Below are 18152 nucleotides of genomic sequence, written 5' to 3' on the forward strand. Positions count from 1 at the left end.
GGGCCGGACGTGAGGTCCGGACCCATCTGCACGGCACGACGCGTGACCTGCTCGGCGCGTTCGCCGGTGCCCAGCAGGTCCACGACGCCGCGCACGGCGAACACGCCCAGCAGAGCCCGATCTTCTCCCGTCTGGACCTGCACGACTGGCCGCTGTTCGCCCACGAGCTCACCGGTCGTGCCAAGGTGCCGGATCACGTGGTGCTGTCCGCCTGCGACGTGGGCCGGTCCGCCGTCGGGCCGGGGGAGGAGCCACTGGGTCTCGCGGCGGCGCTGCTGGCCCTCGGGGTCCGCAGCGTGCTCGCAGCCGCCGGGCCGGTCGACGACCAGCAGGCGGCCGAGGCGATGACGGCATACCACCGCCGACTGGCCGCCGGTGACTCCGCGGCGCACAGTTTGCGCTCGGCACGCGCGGACCACCCGGCGGCGGCCATCTTCGCCGTCTACGGGTCCGACTGGTCGGCGGTCACGCCGGGCAGAGGAACGCCGTGAGCGCGTCGGCATACATTCGTTGGTCCTCGGTGCCGACGAGCTCACGGACCGAGTGCATGGACAGTGTCGGTGCGCCGAAGTCGACCGTCGTCACGCCGGTCAGTGCCGAGGTGACCGGGCCGACGGTGGAGCCGCAGGGCAGATCGGACCGCACCACGAAGCGTTGCACCGGCACGCCCGCCTGCTCGCAGGCCAGCGCGAACGCGGCCGCCCCCACCGCGTCCGTGGCATACCGCAGATTGGTGTTGATCTTCAGCACCGGTCCGCCGTTCATGGCGATGCGGTGCTGCGGCTCGTGCCGCTCGGCGTAGTTGGGGTGCGTCGCGTGCGCCATGTCACCGGAGGCGATCACGCTGCCGGCCAGCGCGCGGTGCATCTCTTCCCGGTCGCCGCCGAGCGTGCGAGTGATGCGCTCCAGCGTCGTCATCAGCAACGCTGACTGCGCGCCACGCTCGGACACCGACCCGATCTCCTCGTGGTCGAAGAGCGCGAGCACCTGGGTCGTCGGGGCGCCGGGAGCATCGCGGTCGGCGCGAATGAGCGCCAGCGTGCCGGCGTACGACGTGGCGAGGTTGTCCATGCGCGCACCGGCGATGAGTTCCCGGTCGCGGCCGAAGAACGCCGCCGGCTGCAGGTCGACCGTCATCGCATCCCAGGCAAGCACGTCCCCGGCGCTCACGCCGAGCTCTTGCGCGAGATGAGCACGGAAGTCCCCGGGACGGTCGCCGAGACCCCAGTGCGGCACCAGGTGCTGCTGCGGGTTGAGCTGCTCACCGTCGCGTGCCGAGCGGTCCAGATGTATGGCGAGCCGGGAGATCCGCAGGATGGGGTCGTCGATGCGGAACAGCTGCTCACGCACCCCTGCGCCGTCGCGCACGGCGACCCGGCCGGCGACTCCCAGGTCCCGGTCCAGCCAGCTCGGCGCGATGATGCCGCCGTAGGGCTCGACGCCGAGCAGCTGCCAGCCGGCGCGAGCGAGGTCGGGCTGGGGCTTGATCCGGAAGTTGGGCGAGTCGGTGTGCGCACCGACCATCCGGATCGGGGTGGTCGCACCGGCGGAGTGCCGGGTCGACCAGGCCAGCAACGATCCGCCGCGGATCAGGAAGTACCCGCCGGGCTCGGTCGGCCATTCCGCGGTCTCGGCGACCTGCCGGAACCCGGCGCCGGTCAGCAGCCGGGCAGACTCGGCGCAGGCGTGGAACGGCGTGGGTGACGCGGCGAGGTAGTCGATCAGGCCGGCACCGATCTCCGTCCCACTCACTTGGTGGAGTCCTGCAGGCCACCGCGGGCTTGTTCGAGCCACGCCCGGCGCGCCTTCAACGAATCCTCCAGCTCTTTGACCAACTTCTCGTTGCCGTCCTCACGAGCCTTGGCCAGGTCCGACTCGATGTCGGCAACGGCCGCCTCGAGCTGGTCGACCATGGACTGGGCACGGGCGGCGAGCTCCGGGTCCGTCTTCTTCCACTTGGAGTCCTCGGCGTCGCGGACCGCCTGCTCCACCTTGCGCATCGCCGCTTCGATGCGGGACATGTCCTTGCGCGGCACCTTGCCGGCGGCGTCCCACCGGTCCTGGATGCTGTGCAACGCGGACTTGGCCGCGCCGAGGTTCTTGACCGGCAGCAGCGCCTGCGCCTCCTTCAGCAGCTGCTCCTTGACCGCCAGGTTGGCCTCGAACTCCTTGTTCTCCTCGGCGACGATCTCGTCCTTGGCCGCGAAGAAGGAGTCCTGGGCCGCCTTGAACCGGGCCCACAACTTGTCGTCGTCGTGCCGGGACGCCCGGCCGGCCTGACGCCATTCGCCCATCAGGCGCTTGAACGCCGTCGCGGTCGGACCCCAGTCCTTGGAGGACGCCAGTCGCTCCGCTTCGGCGATCAGCCGTTCCTTGCGTGCCTTGACCTCGCCATGCAGCTCGTCCAGCCGGGCGAAGTGCGACCGCCGCGTCTTGTCGAAGCCGTTGCGGGCATGGCTGAACCGCTGCCACAGTGCGTTCTCGGTCGGCTTGTCGAGCTTGGCGCCGGTGCGCTGCAGGGTCTTCCACTCCTCCAGCAGCTCACGCATCCGTGCCGTGCTGGACTTCCACTGGATCTTCTCGGTGGGCTGGGCGGCGATCTGCTCCGCCTCGGCGACCAGCTTCTCGCGCTGGGCGGCCGCCTCGGCGCGAGCGGTCGCGCGGGCCTCACCCTCGACCTGAGCCTTCGCCTTGAGGGCGGTCGCGGTCTGCTCGACCGTGGAGTCCAGCTGCGCGAGGTCACCCACGACATGTGCTGCGGCCACCTGCTCGCGCAGCGCCCGCAACGCCTCCTGACCGTCGTGGACGGACAGGTCGGTCTGCACGACCCGCTGCAGCAGCAGGTTGGCGGCGGCCGCGAGCTCGTCGTACTTGCGGGCGAAGTAGGCGAGCGCCTCCTCGTGGGTGGCGTCCGGGTAGGAGCCGACCTCGCGTTCGCCGTCCGGCGTGCGCACGAAGACGGTCCCGTCGTCCGCGACCCGGCCGAATGTCGCCGAGGTGCTCGCCACGGCCGGTGCCGCTGCCGGTGCCTGCGGGGCCGCGGCGCCGGTGGGCGGGTGCGGTTTCATCGACGCCGGCGACGGGGGAGCGGGCCGCGGCGCAGGCGCCGGTGCGGGAAAGGGCGCTGGTGCGGGGGTGGGCGCTGATGCCGCCGCCGAAGCCGTGCTCGACTCGTCGGTGGGCTGCTGGCTTTCGGGTGACATGTGTTCGCTCATGGCGTCGTCCTCCTTCGTCGGACCCCGCCATTCTCCTGGCGCTGTTGTTCGCTCGCTGCGCTCGCTCATGCCTTCTTCTCCGTGACGGTGACCTTGAGGATGCTGATCGGTTGTGACGGTGCGCCGTCGCCGTTCGGGCCGTTGGTGCCGGCCTTGGCAACGGCGTTGACGATCTTCATGCCGTCGACGACCTTGCCGAAGATGGAGTAGCCGCCGCCGTCGGTGGGCAGCTGGGTGTCGGCGTAGACGATGAAGAACTGGCCGCCGTTGGAGTTGGGGTCCTGGGTGCGGGCCATCGCCAGCGTCCCGGCCGGGTAGTCGCCGTCCGCGGGTGCGTTCTCGATGCCGAAGCCGTAGCCCGGGGTGCCGCTGCCGGTCCCGGTCGGGTCACCGCACTGCAGGACGTAGATGCCCTGGGTGGTCAGCCGGTGACAGGGGCTGTCGTCCCAGTAGCCCTTGGCCAACTGGAGGAACGAGGCGACGGTCTGCGGCGCCTTGTCGCCATACAACTCGACCGTGACGTCGCCGCAGCTCGTGTGCAGGACGGCGGTGAACGTCTTGCCCTCGGCGATCTGCCGGGGCGGCAGCTTCTGCTGGGTGGTGCTGGTGGGCGGCTTGGGCGGCGTCGTGCAGTGCAGCTTGGTGCCGCTGACGCCGAGCGTGCCGGTCGACGGCGCGGCAGGGGTCAGCGCCACGGACGACGACGAACCGCCACTGCCGGACCCGCACGCGGCAAGGCTCAGGCTCGCGGCAACGCACGCAACGCCGATGACGGACCGGGTCCGGTTCAGACGCAAGGGATGGCTCTCCTCGGTGATCTCCATACGGCGGATCTGCGCGCTCGTGGGAGGAAGCTGACAAACTCTCGTCAGTCTAAAGGGTTCGCGGGTGATTTCCACCGGATACCTGGCAGCTGGTACGTCGTCACGGCGGCCGCCGGCGCACCGATAGGCTCGCCGGGTGCTCACCGCGTCCTTCCCCGCCACCGTGTTCGGCACGAACTGCTACCTGATCGCACCCGGCCGGGGCGAGGAGTGCGTCGTCGTCGACCCGGGCATCGGCGTCGTCGACACGCTGCGCGACGCGCTCGCCGAGTTGCGTCTGCGCCCCGCGGCGGTGCTGCTGACCCACGGCCACGTCGACCACGTCTACTCGGTGACGCCGGTCTGCGGTGGCACGGTCGGCGCCTACATCCATCGCGACGACCGCTACCGGCTGGCCGACCCGTTGTCGTCGCTCGGACCGCAGCTGGTGTCGATGTTCGAGCAGCAGTTCGGGAAGGCACCCACCTGGACCGAACCCACCGACGTGGTGCCGATCGACGACCGGCAGGCGCTGGAGCTGACGGGTATGACGTTCGAGGTGCGACATACCCCCGGGCACACCGAGGGCTCGGTGCTCTTCGGCATCGACGAGGTCCCCGACGGGCTGCCGGCGGACACCGAGGTCGACTCGACGGTGTTGTCCGGCGACACCCTCTTCGCCGGATCGATCGGTCGCACCGACCTGGCCGGCGGTGACGGCGAGGCGATGCAGCGCTCGCTGCGCGACGTCGTGCTCCCGCTGCCGGACACCGCCCTGGTGCTGCCCGGACACGGCCCCGGCACCACCATGGCCCGCGAACGCGCCACCAACCCGTACCTTCAGAACCTCTAGGAAACCCGAACCCATGGCAACCAAGGTCACCCCGATCAGTGGCTTCCAGGAATGGCTCCCCGCCGACCGCATCGCCGAACTCATCGTGCTCGACACGATCCGTGAGGTCTTCGAGCTGCACGGCTTCGCGTCCATCAACACACGCGCGATGGAGACCGTCGAGCGGCTCGCCGGCCAGGGCGAGGACGCCGACAAGGAGATCTACGGTGTGCGGCGGCTCGCCGCCGGCGACGACGAGGCCGGCGACACCAGCCTGGGCCTGCACTTCGACCTCACGGTGCCATTCGCGCGGTATGTGCTGGAGAACTCCGGCAAGCTGACCTTCCCGTTCCGCCGCTACCAGATGCAGCCCGCCTGGCGTGGCGAGCGCCCGCAGCGCGGCCGCTACCGCGAGTTCATCCAGGCCGACATCGACATCGTCGACATCGGGTCACTGCCCGACCACTACGAGGCGGAGCTGCTGCTGGTCGTCGCGGACGTCTTCTCCCGGCTGCCGGTCGGCGACTACACGATCCACGTCAACGACCGGAAGATCTGCGAGGGCTTCTACCGCGGCCTCGGCATCGACGACGTCACCGGGACACTGCGGATCGTCGACAAGCTGGACAAGATCGGCGCCGACGGTGTGCGGCAGCTGCTGCGGGAGGCCGGCTGCACCGAGCAGCAGGCCGCCCAGTGTCTCGCCCTCGCCGAGATCAGCACGCACGACACCGGTTTCGTCGACCGGGTCCGCGCGCTCGGCGTCGAGCACGAGCTGTTGGACGAGGGGCTGGCCAAGCTCGCCGCGATCATCGAGGTCGCCGGCGAGCACGCTCCGGGCGTCGTGGTCGCGGACCTGCGCAGCGCCCGCGGTCTCGACTACTACACCGGGACCGTCTACGAGACGCTGCTGGAGCGCGACCGGGGTTACGGCTCGATCTGCTCCGGTGGGCGGTATGACGCCCTGGCCACCGACGGCAAGCGCACCTTCCCCGGCGTCGGCATCTCGATCGGGGTGTCCCGACTGCTCGGCAAGCTGATCACCGAGGAGGGGCTGACCGCATCACGGGAGACGCCGGCCGCCGTGCTGGTCGCGGTCAACGACGAAGCGTCCCGCAACGTGTCGATGCGGGTGGCTGCGGCGTTGCGTGCCCGCGGCATACCGACCCTCGTCTCGCCGAAGGCGGCGAAGTTCGGCAAACAGATCCAGTTCGCCGACCGGCGCGGCATCCCGTTCGTGTGGTTCCCCGGCACCGACCCTGGCGCCTCGGGGGACGGCGCCGCAGACCGGGTCGGCGACCAGGTGAAGGACCTCCGCAGCGGTGACCAGGTGGCCGCGGATGCGGCGTCCTGGTCACCGCCGGTGGCCGACCTGCGCCCGTCGCTGGTGCGTCCCGAACAGGCCTGACCGAGCGGCTCCGGGGCGTGCCGAAGTCTCCCCTGGGGAGGGTTTGGTACGGGTATGCCGGCCCGGGGCGTGCCGAAGTCTCCCCTGGGGAAGGTTTGGTACGGGCACGCGGAAGCCGGCGCCGCACCCGCGGGTCAGTCCTGCGTGACGCTGACGCCACGCAGGCCGAGCGAGTCCAGGTAGGCGGCGGCCAGCGCCGTGATCGCCTCGGGTTCACCCGTGCGCCACGCGTGCACCGGGTCGTCGGCGAGGGAGGCCAGCCGCGCGGGCGGCAGGCGGCGCAGCGCCTCCAGCGCCAACAGGTCCGCCCCGCCGGGTAACCGGCGCAGTGCATCGGCCCGTCCCGCGCGGCGGGCGTAGCCGAGCCGAAGCACCAGCCAGCCGGCGACCGCCACCAGGACCGGCACCAGAGCGACCTCGACGCCCACCGCGGCGCCGAGCTTTTCCAGGTTGTCGGCCAGCTGCCGGCCGGCGTGCTGCAGACCCGCCGCCGCGTCCCCGGACTTGTCGACCGGCCGGCGCACCTTCGCACCGATCAACGGCGTGTGCGCCAGCACGTCCGCCGCGTCGTGCAGCTGCCTGGCCAGCTCACCACTGTTGCGCTCGATGCGTCGTGCGCCGTCCTCGGATCCGGACACCTGTGCGTGCACCTGAACGCCCAGCCAGACCCATGCGCTCACCCACGCCAGCGTCAGGGCGTCATACATCGCCTGGCGGCCGGCCCGTGAGGCCTGTGCGGCATACAGCTTCACCGGTGATCTCCCGTGGCGTCCACGCGTGTCCCGTTCACGCCCTGCAGACGTGCTCGGCGAGAATGTCGTTCCGTGGCAACCTCACTCGAGCGATCCGTGCGCGGCTGGCTGGACCACCTGCGCGTCGAGCGCGGGGCGTCACCGCACACACTGCGCGCCTACGAGCGCGATCTGCGTCGGTATGCCGCCCACCTCACGACGCGGGGCATCGACGACGCCGCACGGGTGGGGGAGCCCGACATCGCCGACTTCCTGGCCACGCTGCGCGAGGGCGACGCGGAGCATCCGCCGCTGGCCGCGTCCTCGGCGGCACGCACCCTCGTCGCTGTCCGCGGCTTCCACAAATTCCTCACCATGGAAGGCGACACGCCCGATGACGTCGCCGCGGCGGTCGCGCCGCCGAAACCGCCGCGGCGGCTGCCCAAGGCGATCCCGCTGGACCAGGTCGAGCGGCTGCTGGACGCCGCCGGCGTGGGCGACACCCCGGCGGCGCTGCGCGACCGGGCCCTGCTGGAGCTGCTCTACGGCATCGGCGCGCGCGTCACCGAGGCCGTCAGCCTGGACGTGGACGACATCGAGTTCGAGTCGGCGACCGTCCGGGTGCTGGGCAAGGGCAGCAAGGAGCGGGTGCTGCCGCTCGGGCGGTATGCCGCCGCGGCGCTGACGGCATACCTGACCCGGGCCCGGCCGGCGCTGGCGACCAAGGGCGCCGGCACCCCGGCCCTGTTCCTGAATCAGCGCGGCGGCCGGCTGTCGCGTCAGTCCGCCTGGAACATCATCCGGTCGGCCGCCGCCCGGGCCGACCTGCCCGGTCACCTCAGTCCGCACACGCTGCGGCACTCGTTCGCCACGCATCTACTCGACGGGGGCGCCGACGTCCGGGTGGTCCAGGAGCTGCTCGGGCACGCGTCGGTGACCACGACGCAGATCTACACCATGGTCACCGTGCAACAACTACGCGAGGTGTTCGCCACGTCGCATCCGCGGGCACGATGACTCGCGCCGGTTCGGCGAGCCTGCCCGCCCGCGCCGCGCGCCGGATGTAATAGGTTTGACCGCGATCGCCGAGAGGCCGAACGAGTGACACGGGAGCGAGCAGTGAGTTCGAAGGAGCAGGTCGGCCCGACAGGGCGCCCGCTGCCCACCTTTCCCCGGCCCGCCGAGCTGAAGAGCCATGGTCCGGCGCGCATCATCGCGATGTGCAACCAGAAGGGCGGTGTCGGCAAGACCACCAGCACCATCAATCTGGGGGCCGCGCTGGCCGAATACGGCCGCAAGGTGCTGCTCGTCGACTTCGACCCGCAGGGTGCCCTGTCGGTGGGTCTGGGCATCCGCGCCCACGAACTCGACACGACCGTCTACAACCTGCTGGTCTCCCGTGACGACGACATCCACGACGTCATACAGTCCACGGCGACCGCCAACCTCGATGTGCTGCCGGCCAACATCGACCTGTCCGCCGCCGAGGTGCAACTGGTCGGTGAGGTGGCGCGCGAGATGGTGCTGGCCCGGGTGCTGCGCCCGGTGCTCGACGAGTACGACGTCATCCTGATCGACTGCCAGCCCTCGCTGGGCCTGCTCACGGTCAACGCGCTGACCGCCGCACACGGGGTCGTCATCCCGCTGGAGTGCGAGTTCTTCGCCATGCGCGGTGTCGCGCTACTGGTGGAGACCATCGACAAGGTGACCGACCGGCTCAACCCGCGCCTGGAGGTCGACGGCATCCTGGCGACGATGTATGACGGCCGGACCCTGCACAGCCGCGACGTGATCCGTTCGGTCGTCGGCCACTTCGGGGACAAGGTGCTGCACACGGTGATCAGCCGGACGGTGAAGTTCCCCGACGCCACCCTGGCCGCCGAACCGATCACCACCTATGCCTCCAGTCACGGTGCCGCGGAGTCCTATCGGCAACTCGCCCGCGAGCTGGTCGCTCGTGGGGCAGCGGCCTGACCATGAGCCTCACCCCACCGGCGCCGCCTGAGGCGGAGCCGGCCACTGACTCCCACCTGGAGGCCCCCTCTGAGGGGGCCGTCCCCGGCGGCGTACTCACCCGACGCGCCGCGTCGGCCCCGTTCGAGGTGCACCTGGACGTCTTCTCCGGGCCGTTCGAACTGCTGCTCGGCCTGATCTCCAAGCACAAGCTCGACGTCACCGAGATCGCGCTGGCCAAGGTCACCGACGAATTCGTCGCACACATCCGCCAGGCGCAGGCGCAGCAAGCGGACTGGGACCTGGGACAGGCGTCGGAGTTCGTCCTGATCGCCGCGACCCTGTTGGACATCAAGGCATCCCGGCTGTTGCCGGACCTGCGCGCCGACGATGACGACGACCTGGCGCTGATCGAGGCGCGTGACCTGTTGTTCGCCCGGTTGCTGCAGTACCGCGCGTTCAAGGAGGTGTCCGCCGAGTTCGCCGACCGGATGGCGTCGGCCGGCCGTATGACGGCCCGGCAGGCCGGGCTGGAGGAGCGCTTCGCCACACTGCTGCCCGAGCTGATCATCAACGTCACCCCCGACCAGCTGGCCCGGATCGCGGCGCACGCGATGACGCCGCGGCCGGAGCCGACCGTCGGACTGACGCACCTGCACGCGCCGGCGGTGAGTGTGCGTGAGCAGGCCGCGATCGTCATCGCCGAGCTGCGAGACCGCCGACAGGCCAGTTTCCGGTCCCTGGTCGCCGATGCGGAGTCGACGCTGGTGATCGTGGCCCGTTTCCTGGCGCTGCTGGAGCTCTACAAGGAAGCCGCGGTGACCCTGGACCAGCCCGAGGCGCTCGGCGAACTGGTCGTGCACTGGACCGGTGACGACCGCGGCACGGTCCGGGTGAGTGCCGAGTTCGACGAGCTCGACAACGACCAGGCGACCGCGCCGGATGCGAAGCACGAGGAGGATGCCGATGACTGACGAGCAGCCGGAGCCCGCCGAGCCGGCGGACGAGAACGCGGACGAGATCGCCGAGGAGGCGCCGGCGTTCGATGTCCACGCGATGCCCGGCGGTGCGCGCAGTGCCATCGAGGCGGTGCTGATGGTCGTCGACCAACCGGTCACGGCGCACGAACTCGCCACCGCGCTGGAGCTGCCCGAGCCCGAGGTCGTGGAGATCATCGAGGATCTCGAACGCGAATACACCTCGCATCAGCGAGGTTTCACGTTGCGGTGCATCAACGAGGGCTGGCGCGTCTACAGCCGCCCGGACTATGCGCCGGCGGTCGAGAAGTTCCTGCTGGACGGCCAGCAAGCCAAACTCACCCAGGCGTCCCTGGAGACGCTCGCGGTCATCGCCTACCGGCAGCCGATCTCCCGATCCCGCATCAGCGCGGTCCGCGGGGTCAACGTCGACGGGGTGGTCCGCACGCTGCTGACCCGTGGGCTGATCGTGGAGATCGGGTCCGAGGGCGAACAGGGTGCGATGCTCTACGGCACCACCCCCTATTTCCTGCAGCGGCTCGGGCTCAGCTCGCTCGACGAACTGCCGGCACTGGCGCCATACCTGCCGGATGCAGATGTGGTGGACGAACTCATTGCGCAGGGGCACGGATGACAGGCAACAAGCGGAACAACCAGTCGGGCGGACAGCCGGGCGGCTCACGGGGTCGCGGGCACCGCGGACAGAGCGGGCAGGGCGGGCGCGCCGGCGGCGCCGGACGCACCGGCGGCAGGAGCGGCGGCGCGGGACGACCGGCACGCACCCGCGCCGGCGGTCAGCAGCGGCGCCCGCAGCAGCCGCCGGCACCCAAGGCGCCCTACGTGGACGTGCACGATCCGGACGGTGTGCGGCTGCAGAAGCTGCTGGCCGCCGCGGGCGTCGGCAGCCGGCGGGTGTGCGAGGACCTGATCCGGCAGGGCCGGGTCTCGGTCGACGGGCAGACGGTGCAGGAGCTCGGTGTCCGCATCGACCCGTTGGCCCAGGTCGTGCACGTCGACGGCGAACGCATCCAGCTGGACGAGTCGCGGGTCTACCTGGCGTTCAACAAACCGCTCGGGGTGGTGTCGACCATGCACGACGAGATGGGCCGGCCGTCGGTGGGCGAATACGTCGAGCAGCGCAAGGAACGCCTCTTCCACGTCGGCCGGCTCGACGTGGACACCGAGGGCCTGCTGCTGCTGACCAACGACGGCGAACTCGCCAACCGCCTGCAGCACCCGTCCTACGGCGTGCCCAAGACGTATGTCGCGATGATCCCCGGCCCGGTGCCGCGCACGCTCGGCAAGCAGTTGCGCGACGGCGTCGAACTGGAGGACGGCAAGGTCGCGGTCGACTCGTTCAAGGTGGTCGACTCCACCCCGGGCTGGGCGCTGGTCGAGGTCATCCTGCACGAGGGACGCAAGCACATCGTGCGGCGGATGCTGGAAGCGGTCGGTCACCCGGTCGAGTCGTTGTCGCGCACCGACGTCGGCCCGGTGCACCTGGGTGAGTTGCGCCCCGGCAAGATGCGGCCGCTCACCCGGCAGGAGGTCGCCGGACTCTACAAGGCGGCCGGCCTGTGAGCGCCGATCCACGCGCTGGTCGAGTGCCGGAGGAGCGAAGCGGGGGAGGTGTATCGAGACCAAGCACCGTCACGGTTCGGATCGTCGGTACTGGCCTGATCGGGACCTCGATCGGTCTTGCCCTGTCCCGCAACGGCTTTCGCGTGCTGCTGACCGATCCGTCACCGACGGCGCAGGCGTTGGCGGCGGATCTCGGCGCGGGCCGCATCGACGACGAGGTCGCCGCGGACGTGATCTTCGTGGCCGCACCGCCGGACGTCGCCGCGTCAGTGGTGGCACACCAGTTGCGGCGGTGGCCCGACGCGGTGGTCGCCGACGTCGCCTCCGTCAAGCAGCAGGTGGCGGACGCGGTGCGTGCGCAGGTCGACCCCGCCCAGTTGCGCAGGTATGTCGGCAGTCACCCGATGGCCGGACGGGAGCGTTCGGGTGCGGTCGCGGCGCAGGCCGACCTCTTCGAGGGGCGGACCTGGGTGGTGTGCCCCCAGGACGAGACCGACCCGCACGCGGTCGAGCTGGTGCAGCACCTGGCGCGTGCGACCGGTGCAGCGGTGGAGACGATGCCGGCCGCTGAGCACGATGCCGCCGTGGCGGTCGTCTCTCATGTCCCGCAGGTGGCGGCGTCGATCGTCGCCGCCCAGTTGCGAGACCTGCCGGAGGCCGCGATCGCGTTGTCCGGTGGCGGTATTCGCGATGTCACTCGCATCGCGGCCAGTGATCCGATGCTCTGGACCCAAATCCTGGCCGGTAACGCGGCGGCCGTCGCGCCGGTGCTGCAACGGGTGGCCGAGCAGTTGGACACCGTCGCCCGCTCGCTGGGCCGGCTGGCTTCGGACGCCACCGACGCGGAGGGCAGTCGCGGCGCGGTCGCCCGGCTGATCGAGGACGGCCGGCTCGGACACGCCCGGATCCCGGGCAAGCACGGTGCCGCCCCGGCGACATACGCCACGGTGATCGTGCCGATCCCGGACGAGCCGGGTGCCTTCGCCAGGCTGTTCCACGACGTCGGCGCGGCCGGTGTCAACCTGGAGGATTTGCGGATGGAGCACGGGGTCGGCGCACCGGTCGGCCTGGTCGAGCTCTCCGTGCTGCCGGCCGTTGTCGACCGGCTGCGAGATGTGTTGGAGGACAAGGGATGGAGTGTTCATGAGTGAACGTGGTGAACGAGCAGCGAGCTCAGGACGGGTCCCGAGACCGACAGCGGAGGGGGCCGGCATGACCAAGCCGCTGATCGTGGCGATCGACGGCCCCTCGGGGACCGGCAAGTCGAGTGTGTCCAAGGCCGTCGCCACACGACTCGGCGTGAGCTTCCTGGACACCGGTGCGATGTACCGGGCGCTGACGTGGTCGTGTGTCCACGCGCGAATAGATCTCGACGACGCCGACGCGGTCGCCGAACACTGCCGCACCTTCGACCTGCGGATGGGGATGGACCCGGCCGCGCCGTCGGTCGGTGTGGGGGAGCGGTTGATCGACGCCGAGATCCGCCAGGACGCGGTCACCTCGGTGGTCTCCAAAGTCGCCACCAACCTGGCCGTACGCGCCGATCTCACACAACGCCAACGTGATCTGATCGCGGCCGGCGCGGCGGAGACGGGCGGTTGCGTGGCCGAGGGACGCGACATCACCACGGTGGTGGCGCCCGACGCAGCGGTCCGCATCCTGATGACCGCCAGCGAGGAGGCTCGGATGGCGCGTCGTTCCAAGCAGTTGAAGGTGGCTGCCGAGTCGACCCGGTCCCAGATCGTGGACCGAGACCGCGTGGACTCCACGGTCTCGCAGTTCACCACGGCCGCCGACGGTGTCGTCACCATCGACACCTCGCACATCGACTTCCGGCAGTCCGTGGCCGCCGTACTCCAGGTGGTGAAGGAGGTGCTCGATGCCGACCCCGACCTATCGACCTCGGCTGGCTGACGCCTGCCGCCGACTCGGCGTCGGCCTCGCCCACGCACTGTATGACGTGCAGACGCTGCACAGCGAGCGCATGCCCACGGAGGGTCCGGTGATCGTGGTGTCCAACCACGTCGGATTCCTCGACGGCCCGCTGGTGTTCGTCTTCGCTCCGCGCCCGCTGCGGTTCCTGGTCAAGCGCAGCTACTTCGGATCGGCGTGGGGCGTCTTCCTGCGGGCGACCGGGCAGATCCCGATCGACCAGAACAACGCCGACCGTGCTGCGCTCGGCGCCGCGCGGGAGGTGCTGACCTCCGGCGGTGGTCTGGGGATCTTTCCGGAAGGCACGCGTGGCTCGGGTGCGGTACACACGGCGCAGCAGGGCGCAGCGTTCCTGGCGCAGGCGACCGGTGCGCGTGTCGTCCCGGTGGCGGTGCTGGGCACCAAGGGGCGCGGTGGCCGGGATTCGTGGCCCAGGCTCCGGGCGCCGCTGCGGGTCGTCGTGGGCGAGCCGTTCGCGCTGACCAAGCACCGCGGGGTGCCGGGCCGCGAACGACTGCGCCTGGCGACCGAGGAGTTGCGCAGCCGACTGGCGTCGCACGTCGACGCGGCCACCCGGGAGACCGGGTTGACGCTCACCGCCACGATGCCCGAATGACGGTTTCCGGTCCGCGTCAGGGATGATGGGGGAATGTCTGATTCCTTCCCCGACGACCGGACCGACGAATCGGTCGAGCACGCGCTCCGCGTCGGTCTGGACGACTTCGAGCTCAGCGACGCGGACCGGGCCCTGCTCGAGGCCGACGGTCCTCGCAGCGGTGACGAGCCGGAGGGCGTCGCGCGGCCGGTGGTCGCCATCATCGGCCGTCCGAACGTCGGTAAGTCGACCCTGGTCAACCGGGTGCTCGGGCGCCGGGAGGCCGTGGTCGAGGACGTTCCGGGCGTGACCCGTGACCGTGTCGCCTACGACGCCGAGTGGTCCGGGCGCGACTTCACGCTCGTGGACACCGGCGGCTGGGAGGTCGACGCCAGCGGCATACACCTGCGAGTGGCCGAGCAGGCCGAGGTGGCCATCGATCTCGCCGACGCCGTGCTGTTCGTCGTGGACGCCAAGGTGGGTGCCACCGACACCGACGAAGCGGTCGTGAAGCTGCTGCGTCGCTCGAAGAAGCCCGTGGTGCTGGTGGCGAACAAGGTCGACGACCAGAAGACCGAACTGGACGCGGCGACCCTCTGGTCGCTGGGCCTCGGTCAGCCCTGGCCGATCTCGGCACTGCACGGTCGCGGCACCGGCGACGCGCTGGACGCGCTGCTGGAGGTGTTGCCGGAGAAGTCCGCCGTGGCGGCATACGAGCGAGGCGGCCCCCGCCGTGTCGCGCTCGTCGGGCGGCCCAACGTGGGCAAGTCGTCGCTGCTGAACAAGCTCGCCGGTGAGGACCGGGTGGTGGTCGACAACGTCGCCGGCACGACCCGTGACCCGGTCGACGAACTCATCGAACTCGGCGGCCGCACCTGGCGATTCGTCGACACCGCCGGCATCCGCCGCCGCGTCCACATGAGCAGGGGCGCCGACTTCTACGCCTCGCTGCGCACCCAGGCGGCGATCGAGAAGGCCGAGGTCGCCGTGGTGCTCATCGATGCCGAGGACAACATCGCCGAGCAGGACGTCCGTGTCGTGCAACAGGTCATCGACGCCGGCCGCGCGCTGGTGCTGGCGTTCAACAAGTGGGACCTGCTGGACGAGGAGCGCCGGCACTACCTGGAACGTGAGATCGAGCGCGACCTGGGTCAGGTCGCCTGGGCGCCGCGCGCCAACATCTCGGCACTGACCGGTCGGCACGTGGACCGGCTCGTGCCGGGCCTGGAGGTCGCACTCGACTCGTGGGACCAGCGGGTGCCCACCGGACGACTCAACTCCTTCCTGGGCGAGGTCGTCGCCGCACACCCGCACCCGGTACGCGGCGGCAAGCAGCCGCGCATTCTCTTCGCGACCCAGGCGTCCACCCGCCCGCCGCGGTTCGTGGTGTTCGCCTCGGGGTTCATCGAGGCCGGCTACCGCCGGTTCCTCGAGCGCCGGCTGCGCGAGCAGTTCGGCTTCGAGGGCACACCGATCGAGCTGTCGGTGCGGGTGCGGGAGAAGCGGCGCCGTTAGCCGGTTCCGACAGCGGGAGCCGATTGGGTGCCACGGCCCGCCGTGCGATATCGTTTCGGACGCCCCGCGAGGGGCAACGGGCTGTGGCGCAGTTTGGTAGCGCACTTGACTGGGGGTCAAGGGGCCGCAGGTTCAAATCCTGTCAGCCCGACATCATGGAAGCCGCCGACTCGTCGGCGGCTTCGGTGTTTTCGTACGTCGTGCGTATCTCGTCGAGGTGCAGGCGACCCGAAGCCGGGAGGACGTGTGGTGACCCGACGCAGCCACGGTGGACTGGAGGACGAGGTGCTCCGCCTGCTCCGCACGTATGACGAACCGGTGACCAGCCGGCGCCTGTGGGAAGCGTTCACCGACGACAGGCCGGCCCGCACCACCTTGCTGACCGTGCTGAGCCGGCTGGAGACCAAGGGGCTGGTGCAGCGCACGCCGGCTTCCGGTGGAGCACTGTTCCGACGCACACCGACAGACGCGCAGGCTGCCGCCCGCTCGATGACCGAGACACTGGAGCACGTCGGCGACCGGACTGCCGCCCTCACTCACTTCGCGGGGGAGTTGGACAGCGCCGACCTGGACGTCCTGCGACGGGTGCTGGGGGAGTCGTGATCGGTGCCCTCGGCGCGGTCGTCGGCCTGGCTTCGCTGGCCGTCGTGGTGGTGCTGATGGCACCGTTCGCGCTGCGCAACGAGCGCTGGGCCGTGCGCCACCCGGACCGGGCGATCAGCTGCTGGATCGCGCTGATCCTCACCGGAGCAATGCTTTTCGTCGCTGCCGCGGTCGGTGCCCTGTTCGCCACGGTCCGCAATGGCACCCGGCCACCGGACCCGTCGGCCTGGGTCGAGCAGACCGCGCTGACGCTCGCGGCGTGGGGCGGCCTTGCCGTCATCGGCGGGCTGCTCGCCATGATCTGGACGCGGTCGGCGCCGCTGGCCGACGCGGACCGCGCCACCCGCCGCCGGCTGAACCTGGTGGCGGGCACGGCGTCATACGACCGCGAGCAGGCCGGCGGCATCGAGGTGGTCTACGTCGACAGTCCGGTCCCGCTGGCGCTGGCCGAACGCTTCGGCGGCTGCCGGATCCTGGTGACCCGCGGGCTGCGGGAGGCCCTCAGCGTGGCGCAGTTGCGCACCGTGCTCGCGCACGAGCGTTGCCACCTGCTGCGGCGCCACCATCTGGTGCTGCGGATCGCGGCCGTGAACCTCGCCTGCTTCCCGTCGCTGCGTGGGGCGCGCGCGTTCGAGCGCGCGGTCCACCTGCTGATCGAGATGTCCGCGGACGACCATGCCGCCCGGTCGTGCGGCGTGGACGCAACCGCCGCCGCCCTCGACACGCTGGCCGAGGTGCAGGGCGTTCCGTCCGCTGCGCTGCGCGCACTGCGGTTGCGTCGCTACCAGGTGAGGTCCTCGCGGGTGGGCACGAACGGCTCCCAGAGCAACCGCATGCCCGCCTCGTCCGGTGTCCGGTCGGCCTTGCGCTGATTGCACGGCTCGCAGGCGGCGACCGCGTTGTCCCAGGTGGTGGCGCCGCCGCGCGACTTCGGCAGCACGTGGTCCATCGTCGTCGCGAGCGGCTGTCCGCAGTAGGCGCACTGGCCGTGGTCACGCTTCAGCACACCCGCCTGGCTGTAGGTCGGCACACCGCGGGAGAACTGCTCCCAGGTGATCTTCACGCTCGCCTCGGTCAGCTTCAGGCCGCCGCGTTTGGCGTAGGCCCAGGTCATCTTCACGTAGCGCACCAACCGCAGCACCGTCGGCATCGGGAACGGACCGAAGGTCTGCTCCGGATGTGACTCCTCGACGGTGGCGACCCCACGCCAGAGCATGTTCATGGCGTGCTTCACCGACACCGTGTGCAGCGGCTCGTAGCCCGCGTTGAGCACCAGGACCGACATGGGGACCTCCTTCCATCACCTGGAATGGTCACCGTCGCGACGCGCGATTGCACCTCATTATCGGTGAATTCCCGGAATTTGTGGTGCATGGCCAGGCTGCGCGCCGTACCCGGCGGTCGGCGTGCAGCGCGCCGAGCGCATGATGGAAGCAGGCTGATAGCCGCGCTCTTCGCGGCGGGACGGAGGTCACATGTGTCGGTTGCTCGGTTGGTCGTCCGACCACCCGGTGACGGTCGCGGAGGTGCTCGGCGCACCCGCCCTGGACCGGTTGCGCGAGCTGGCGGCGGTGCACGCGCACGGTTGCGGGATGGCCTGGTATGCCGAGGGTGACGACCGGTTGCACGCCCATCGCTCGACGCTGGCCGCCGGTGACGACGGCGACTTCCGTCGCTTCGTCCACGAGACTCCGACCCGCCGCGGCCTCCTGCACCTGCGCTTGGCGACTCCTGGTCTCGGCCTGGAGGTGACCGACACCCACCCGTTCGTCGCCGGCCGGCCGGCATTCGCGCACATCGGCGCGATCTTCCCGCAGGAGCGGATCGATCTGCTGCTGCCGACGGGGGCGGCCGAGCCGCAGGGAAGCACCGACAGCGAGCGCTACTTCGCCCGGCTGCGGGACAACATCGGCCACAAGCAGGGTGGCGCGGCCGTGGCCCGCGCCGCGGGACGCGTGCTGTCCCGGATGCGCTGGCACGGCATGTCGGCCAGCAGCCTCAACGCCG

20 protein-coding genes and 1 tRNA gene are annotated in these 18152 nt (G+C 70.7%); 16 read left to right on the plus strand and 5 right to left on the minus strand.

Annotation, left to right across the window (positions count from 1 at the left end):
- Positions 1 to 491 (plus strand): CHAT domain-containing protein (locus tag ACTHL4_RS02805; RefSeq protein WP_440281216.1); only part of this gene is annotated, 491 nt, incomplete at its 5' end.
- On the opposite strand, the gene ACTHL4_RS02810 is transcribed toward ACTHL4_RS02805, so the two are convergent.
- From ACTHL4_RS02810 to ACTHL4_RS02820, 3 genes are all read right to left on the minus strand, one after another.
- Positions 466 to 1752: a M18 family aminopeptidase gene (locus tag ACTHL4_RS02810; protein WP_440281217.1), complete on the minus strand. Its 1287-nt coding sequence runs from the start codon at positions 1750 to 1752 to the stop codon at positions 466 to 468. The genes ACTHL4_RS02805 and ACTHL4_RS02810 overlap by 26 nt on opposite strands.
- A complete protein-coding gene (locus ACTHL4_RS02815; protein WP_440281218.1) occupies positions 1749 to 3215 on the minus strand; it encodes a DUF349 domain-containing protein in 1467 nt (488 codons plus the stop codon). The genes ACTHL4_RS02810 and ACTHL4_RS02815 overlap by 4 nt, the downstream gene beginning before the upstream one ends.
- 65 nt (positions 3216 to 3280) lie before the next feature.
- Positions 3281 to 4039 carry a peptidylprolyl isomerase gene (locus ACTHL4_RS02820; RefSeq protein ID WP_440281219.1) on the minus strand — a complete coding sequence of 253 codons (759 nt, stop codon included), beginning with the start codon at positions 4037 to 4039 and terminating at the stop codon, positions 3281 to 3283.
- Between the two features lie 136 nt (positions 4040 to 4175).
- Here ACTHL4_RS02820 and ACTHL4_RS02825 point away from each other — a divergent pair, with 136 nt between their 5' ends.
- Both ACTHL4_RS02825 and hisS read left to right on the plus strand, forming a co-directional pair.
- Positions 4176 to 4871 (plus strand): MBL fold metallo-hydrolase, encoded by a 696-nt coding sequence (locus ACTHL4_RS02825; protein WP_440281220.1) that lies wholly within the window; start codon positions 4176 to 4178, stop codon positions 4869 to 4871.
- 13 nt (positions 4872 to 4884) lie between these two features.
- Entirely contained in the window at positions 4885 to 6258 is a 1374-nt protein-coding gene (gene hisS, locus ACTHL4_RS02830; RefSeq protein WP_440281221.1) for a histidine--tRNA ligase, read from the plus strand.
- Between the two features lie 134 nt (positions 6259 to 6392).
- On the opposite strand, the gene ACTHL4_RS02835 is transcribed toward hisS, so the two are convergent.
- Positions 6393 to 7010: a hypothetical protein gene (locus ACTHL4_RS02835; protein WP_440281222.1), complete on the minus strand. Its 618-nt coding sequence runs from the start codon at positions 7008 to 7010 to the stop codon at positions 6393 to 6395.
- 72 nt (positions 7011 to 7082) lie between these two features.
- Here ACTHL4_RS02835 and xerD point away from each other — a divergent pair, with 72 nt between their 5' ends.
- The 12 genes from xerD to ACTHL4_RS02895 all read left to right on the plus strand — a co-directional run bounded on the left by xerD (position 7083) and on the right by ACTHL4_RS02895 (position 17017).
- Entirely contained in the window at positions 7083 to 8006 is a 924-nt protein-coding gene (xerD, locus tag ACTHL4_RS02840; RefSeq protein ID WP_440281223.1) for a site-specific tyrosine recombinase XerD, read from the plus strand.
- Positions 8007 to 8108: 102 nt separating this feature from the next.
- The gene (locus tag ACTHL4_RS02845) at positions 8109 to 8963 is read left to right on the plus strand and encodes a ParA family protein (protein ID WP_440281224.1); all 855 of its coding nucleotides are present in this window, start codon (positions 8109 to 8111) and stop codon (positions 8961 to 8963) included.
- A gap of 2 nt (positions 8964 to 8965) precedes the next feature.
- Positions 8966 to 9916 carry a segregation and condensation protein A gene (locus ACTHL4_RS02850; RefSeq protein WP_440281225.1) on the plus strand — a complete coding sequence of 317 codons (951 nt, stop codon included), beginning with the start codon at positions 8966 to 8968 and terminating at the stop codon, positions 9914 to 9916.
- Positions 9909 to 10553 (plus strand): SMC-Scp complex subunit ScpB, encoded by a 645-nt coding sequence (scpB, locus tag ACTHL4_RS02855; protein ID WP_440281226.1) that lies wholly within the window; start codon positions 9909 to 9911, stop codon positions 10551 to 10553. Before ACTHL4_RS02850 ends, scpB begins: the two co-directional genes overlap by 8 nt.
- Positions 10550 to 11500 carry a pseudouridine synthase gene (locus tag ACTHL4_RS02860; protein WP_440281227.1) on the plus strand — a complete coding sequence of 317 codons (951 nt, stop codon included), beginning with the start codon at positions 10550 to 10552 and terminating at the stop codon, positions 11498 to 11500. The genes scpB and ACTHL4_RS02860 overlap by 4 nt, the downstream gene beginning before the upstream one ends.
- 23 nt (positions 11501 to 11523) lie before the next feature.
- Positions 11524 to 12651 (plus strand): prephenate dehydrogenase, encoded by a 1128-nt coding sequence (locus tag ACTHL4_RS02865; RefSeq protein WP_440281235.1) that lies wholly within the window; start codon positions 11524 to 11526, stop codon positions 12649 to 12651.
- Between the two features lie 61 nt (positions 12652 to 12712).
- The gene (cmk, locus tag ACTHL4_RS02870; protein WP_440281228.1) at positions 12713 to 13414 is read left to right on the plus strand and encodes a (d)CMP kinase; all 702 of its coding nucleotides are present in this window, start codon (positions 12713 to 12715) and stop codon (positions 13412 to 13414) included.
- Entirely contained in the window at positions 13380 to 14048 is a 669-nt protein-coding gene (locus ACTHL4_RS02875) for a lysophospholipid acyltransferase family protein (RefSeq protein ID WP_440281229.1), read from the plus strand. Before cmk ends, ACTHL4_RS02875 begins: the two co-directional genes overlap by 35 nt.
- Before the next feature lie 33 nt (positions 14049 to 14081).
- Complete coding sequence (gene der / locus ACTHL4_RS02880; RefSeq protein WP_440281230.1) at positions 14082 to 15542, plus strand: ribosome biogenesis GTPase Der; 1461 nt, start codon at positions 14082 to 14084, stop codon at positions 15540 to 15542.
- Positions 15543 to 15619: 77 nt separating this feature from the next.
- Positions 15620 to 15693, plus strand: a tRNA-Pro gene (locus ACTHL4_RS02885).
- Between the two features lie 98 nt (positions 15694 to 15791).
- Entirely contained in the window at positions 15792 to 16145 is a 354-nt protein-coding gene (locus ACTHL4_RS02890; protein ID WP_440281231.1) for a BlaI/MecI/CopY family transcriptional regulator, read from the plus strand.
- Positions 16142 to 17017, plus strand: coding sequence for a M56 family metallopeptidase (locus ACTHL4_RS02895; RefSeq protein ID WP_440281232.1), 876 nt, complete (start codon positions 16142 to 16144; stop codon positions 17015 to 17017). Before ACTHL4_RS02890 ends, ACTHL4_RS02895 begins: the two co-directional genes overlap by 4 nt.
- Here ACTHL4_RS02895 and ACTHL4_RS02900 read toward each other — a convergent pair.
- Complete coding sequence (locus ACTHL4_RS02900; RefSeq protein ID WP_440281233.1) at positions 16927 to 17430, minus strand: HNH endonuclease; 504 nt, start codon at positions 17428 to 17430, stop codon at positions 16927 to 16929. The genes ACTHL4_RS02895 and ACTHL4_RS02900 overlap by 91 nt on opposite strands.
- A 190-nt stretch (positions 17431 to 17620) precedes the next feature.
- On the opposite strand from ACTHL4_RS02900, the gene ACTHL4_RS02905 reads away from it, so the two are divergent.
- On the plus strand, positions 17621 to 18152 hold a 532-nt coding region (locus tag ACTHL4_RS02905), incomplete at its 3' end, for a class II glutamine amidotransferase (RefSeq protein WP_440281234.1).

Source organism: Flexivirga sp. (assembly GCF_051955415.1).
Classification (GTDB): domain Bacteria; phylum Actinomycetota; class Actinomycetes; order Actinomycetales; family Dermatophilaceae; genus Flexivirga.

Bases quoted from the DNA above. Each gene is read 5' to 3' on its own strand.
- scpB (WP_440281226.1), top strand. From the start codon at position 9,909: ATGACTGACGAGCAGCCGGAGCCCGCCGAGCCGGCGGACGAGAACGCG.
- der (WP_440281230.1), top strand. From the start codon at position 14,082: ATGTCTGATTCCTTCCCCGACGACCGGACCGACGAATCGGTCGAGCAC.
- ACTHL4_RS02850 (WP_440281225.1), top strand. From the start codon at position 8,966: ATGAGCCTCACCCCACCGGCGCCGCCTGAGGCGGAGCCGGCCACTGAC.
- cmk (WP_440281228.1), top strand. From the start codon at position 12,713: ATGACCAAGCCGCTGATCGTGGCGATCGACGGCCCCTCGGGGACCGGC.
- hisS (WP_440281221.1), top strand. From the start codon at position 4,885: ATGGCAACCAAGGTCACCCCGATCAGTGGCTTCCAGGAATGGCTCCCC.
- ACTHL4_RS02875 (WP_440281229.1), top strand. From the start codon at position 13,380: ATGCCGACCCCGACCTATCGACCTCGGCTGGCTGACGCCTGCCGCCGA.
- ACTHL4_RS02860 (WP_440281227.1), top strand. From the start codon at position 10,550: ATGACAGGCAACAAGCGGAACAACCAGTCGGGCGGACAGCCGGGCGGC.
- ACTHL4_RS02900 (WP_440281233.1), bottom strand. From the start codon at position 17,430: ATGTCGGTCCTGGTGCTCAACGCGGGCTACGAGCCGCTGCACACGGTG.
- ACTHL4_RS02815 (WP_440281218.1), bottom strand. From the start codon at position 3,215: ATGAGCGAACACATGTCACCCGAAAGCCAGCAGCCCACCGACGAGTCG.
- ACTHL4_RS02820 (WP_440281219.1), bottom strand. From the start codon at position 4,039: ATGGAGATCACCGAGGAGAGCCATCCCTTGCGTCTGAACCGGACCCGG.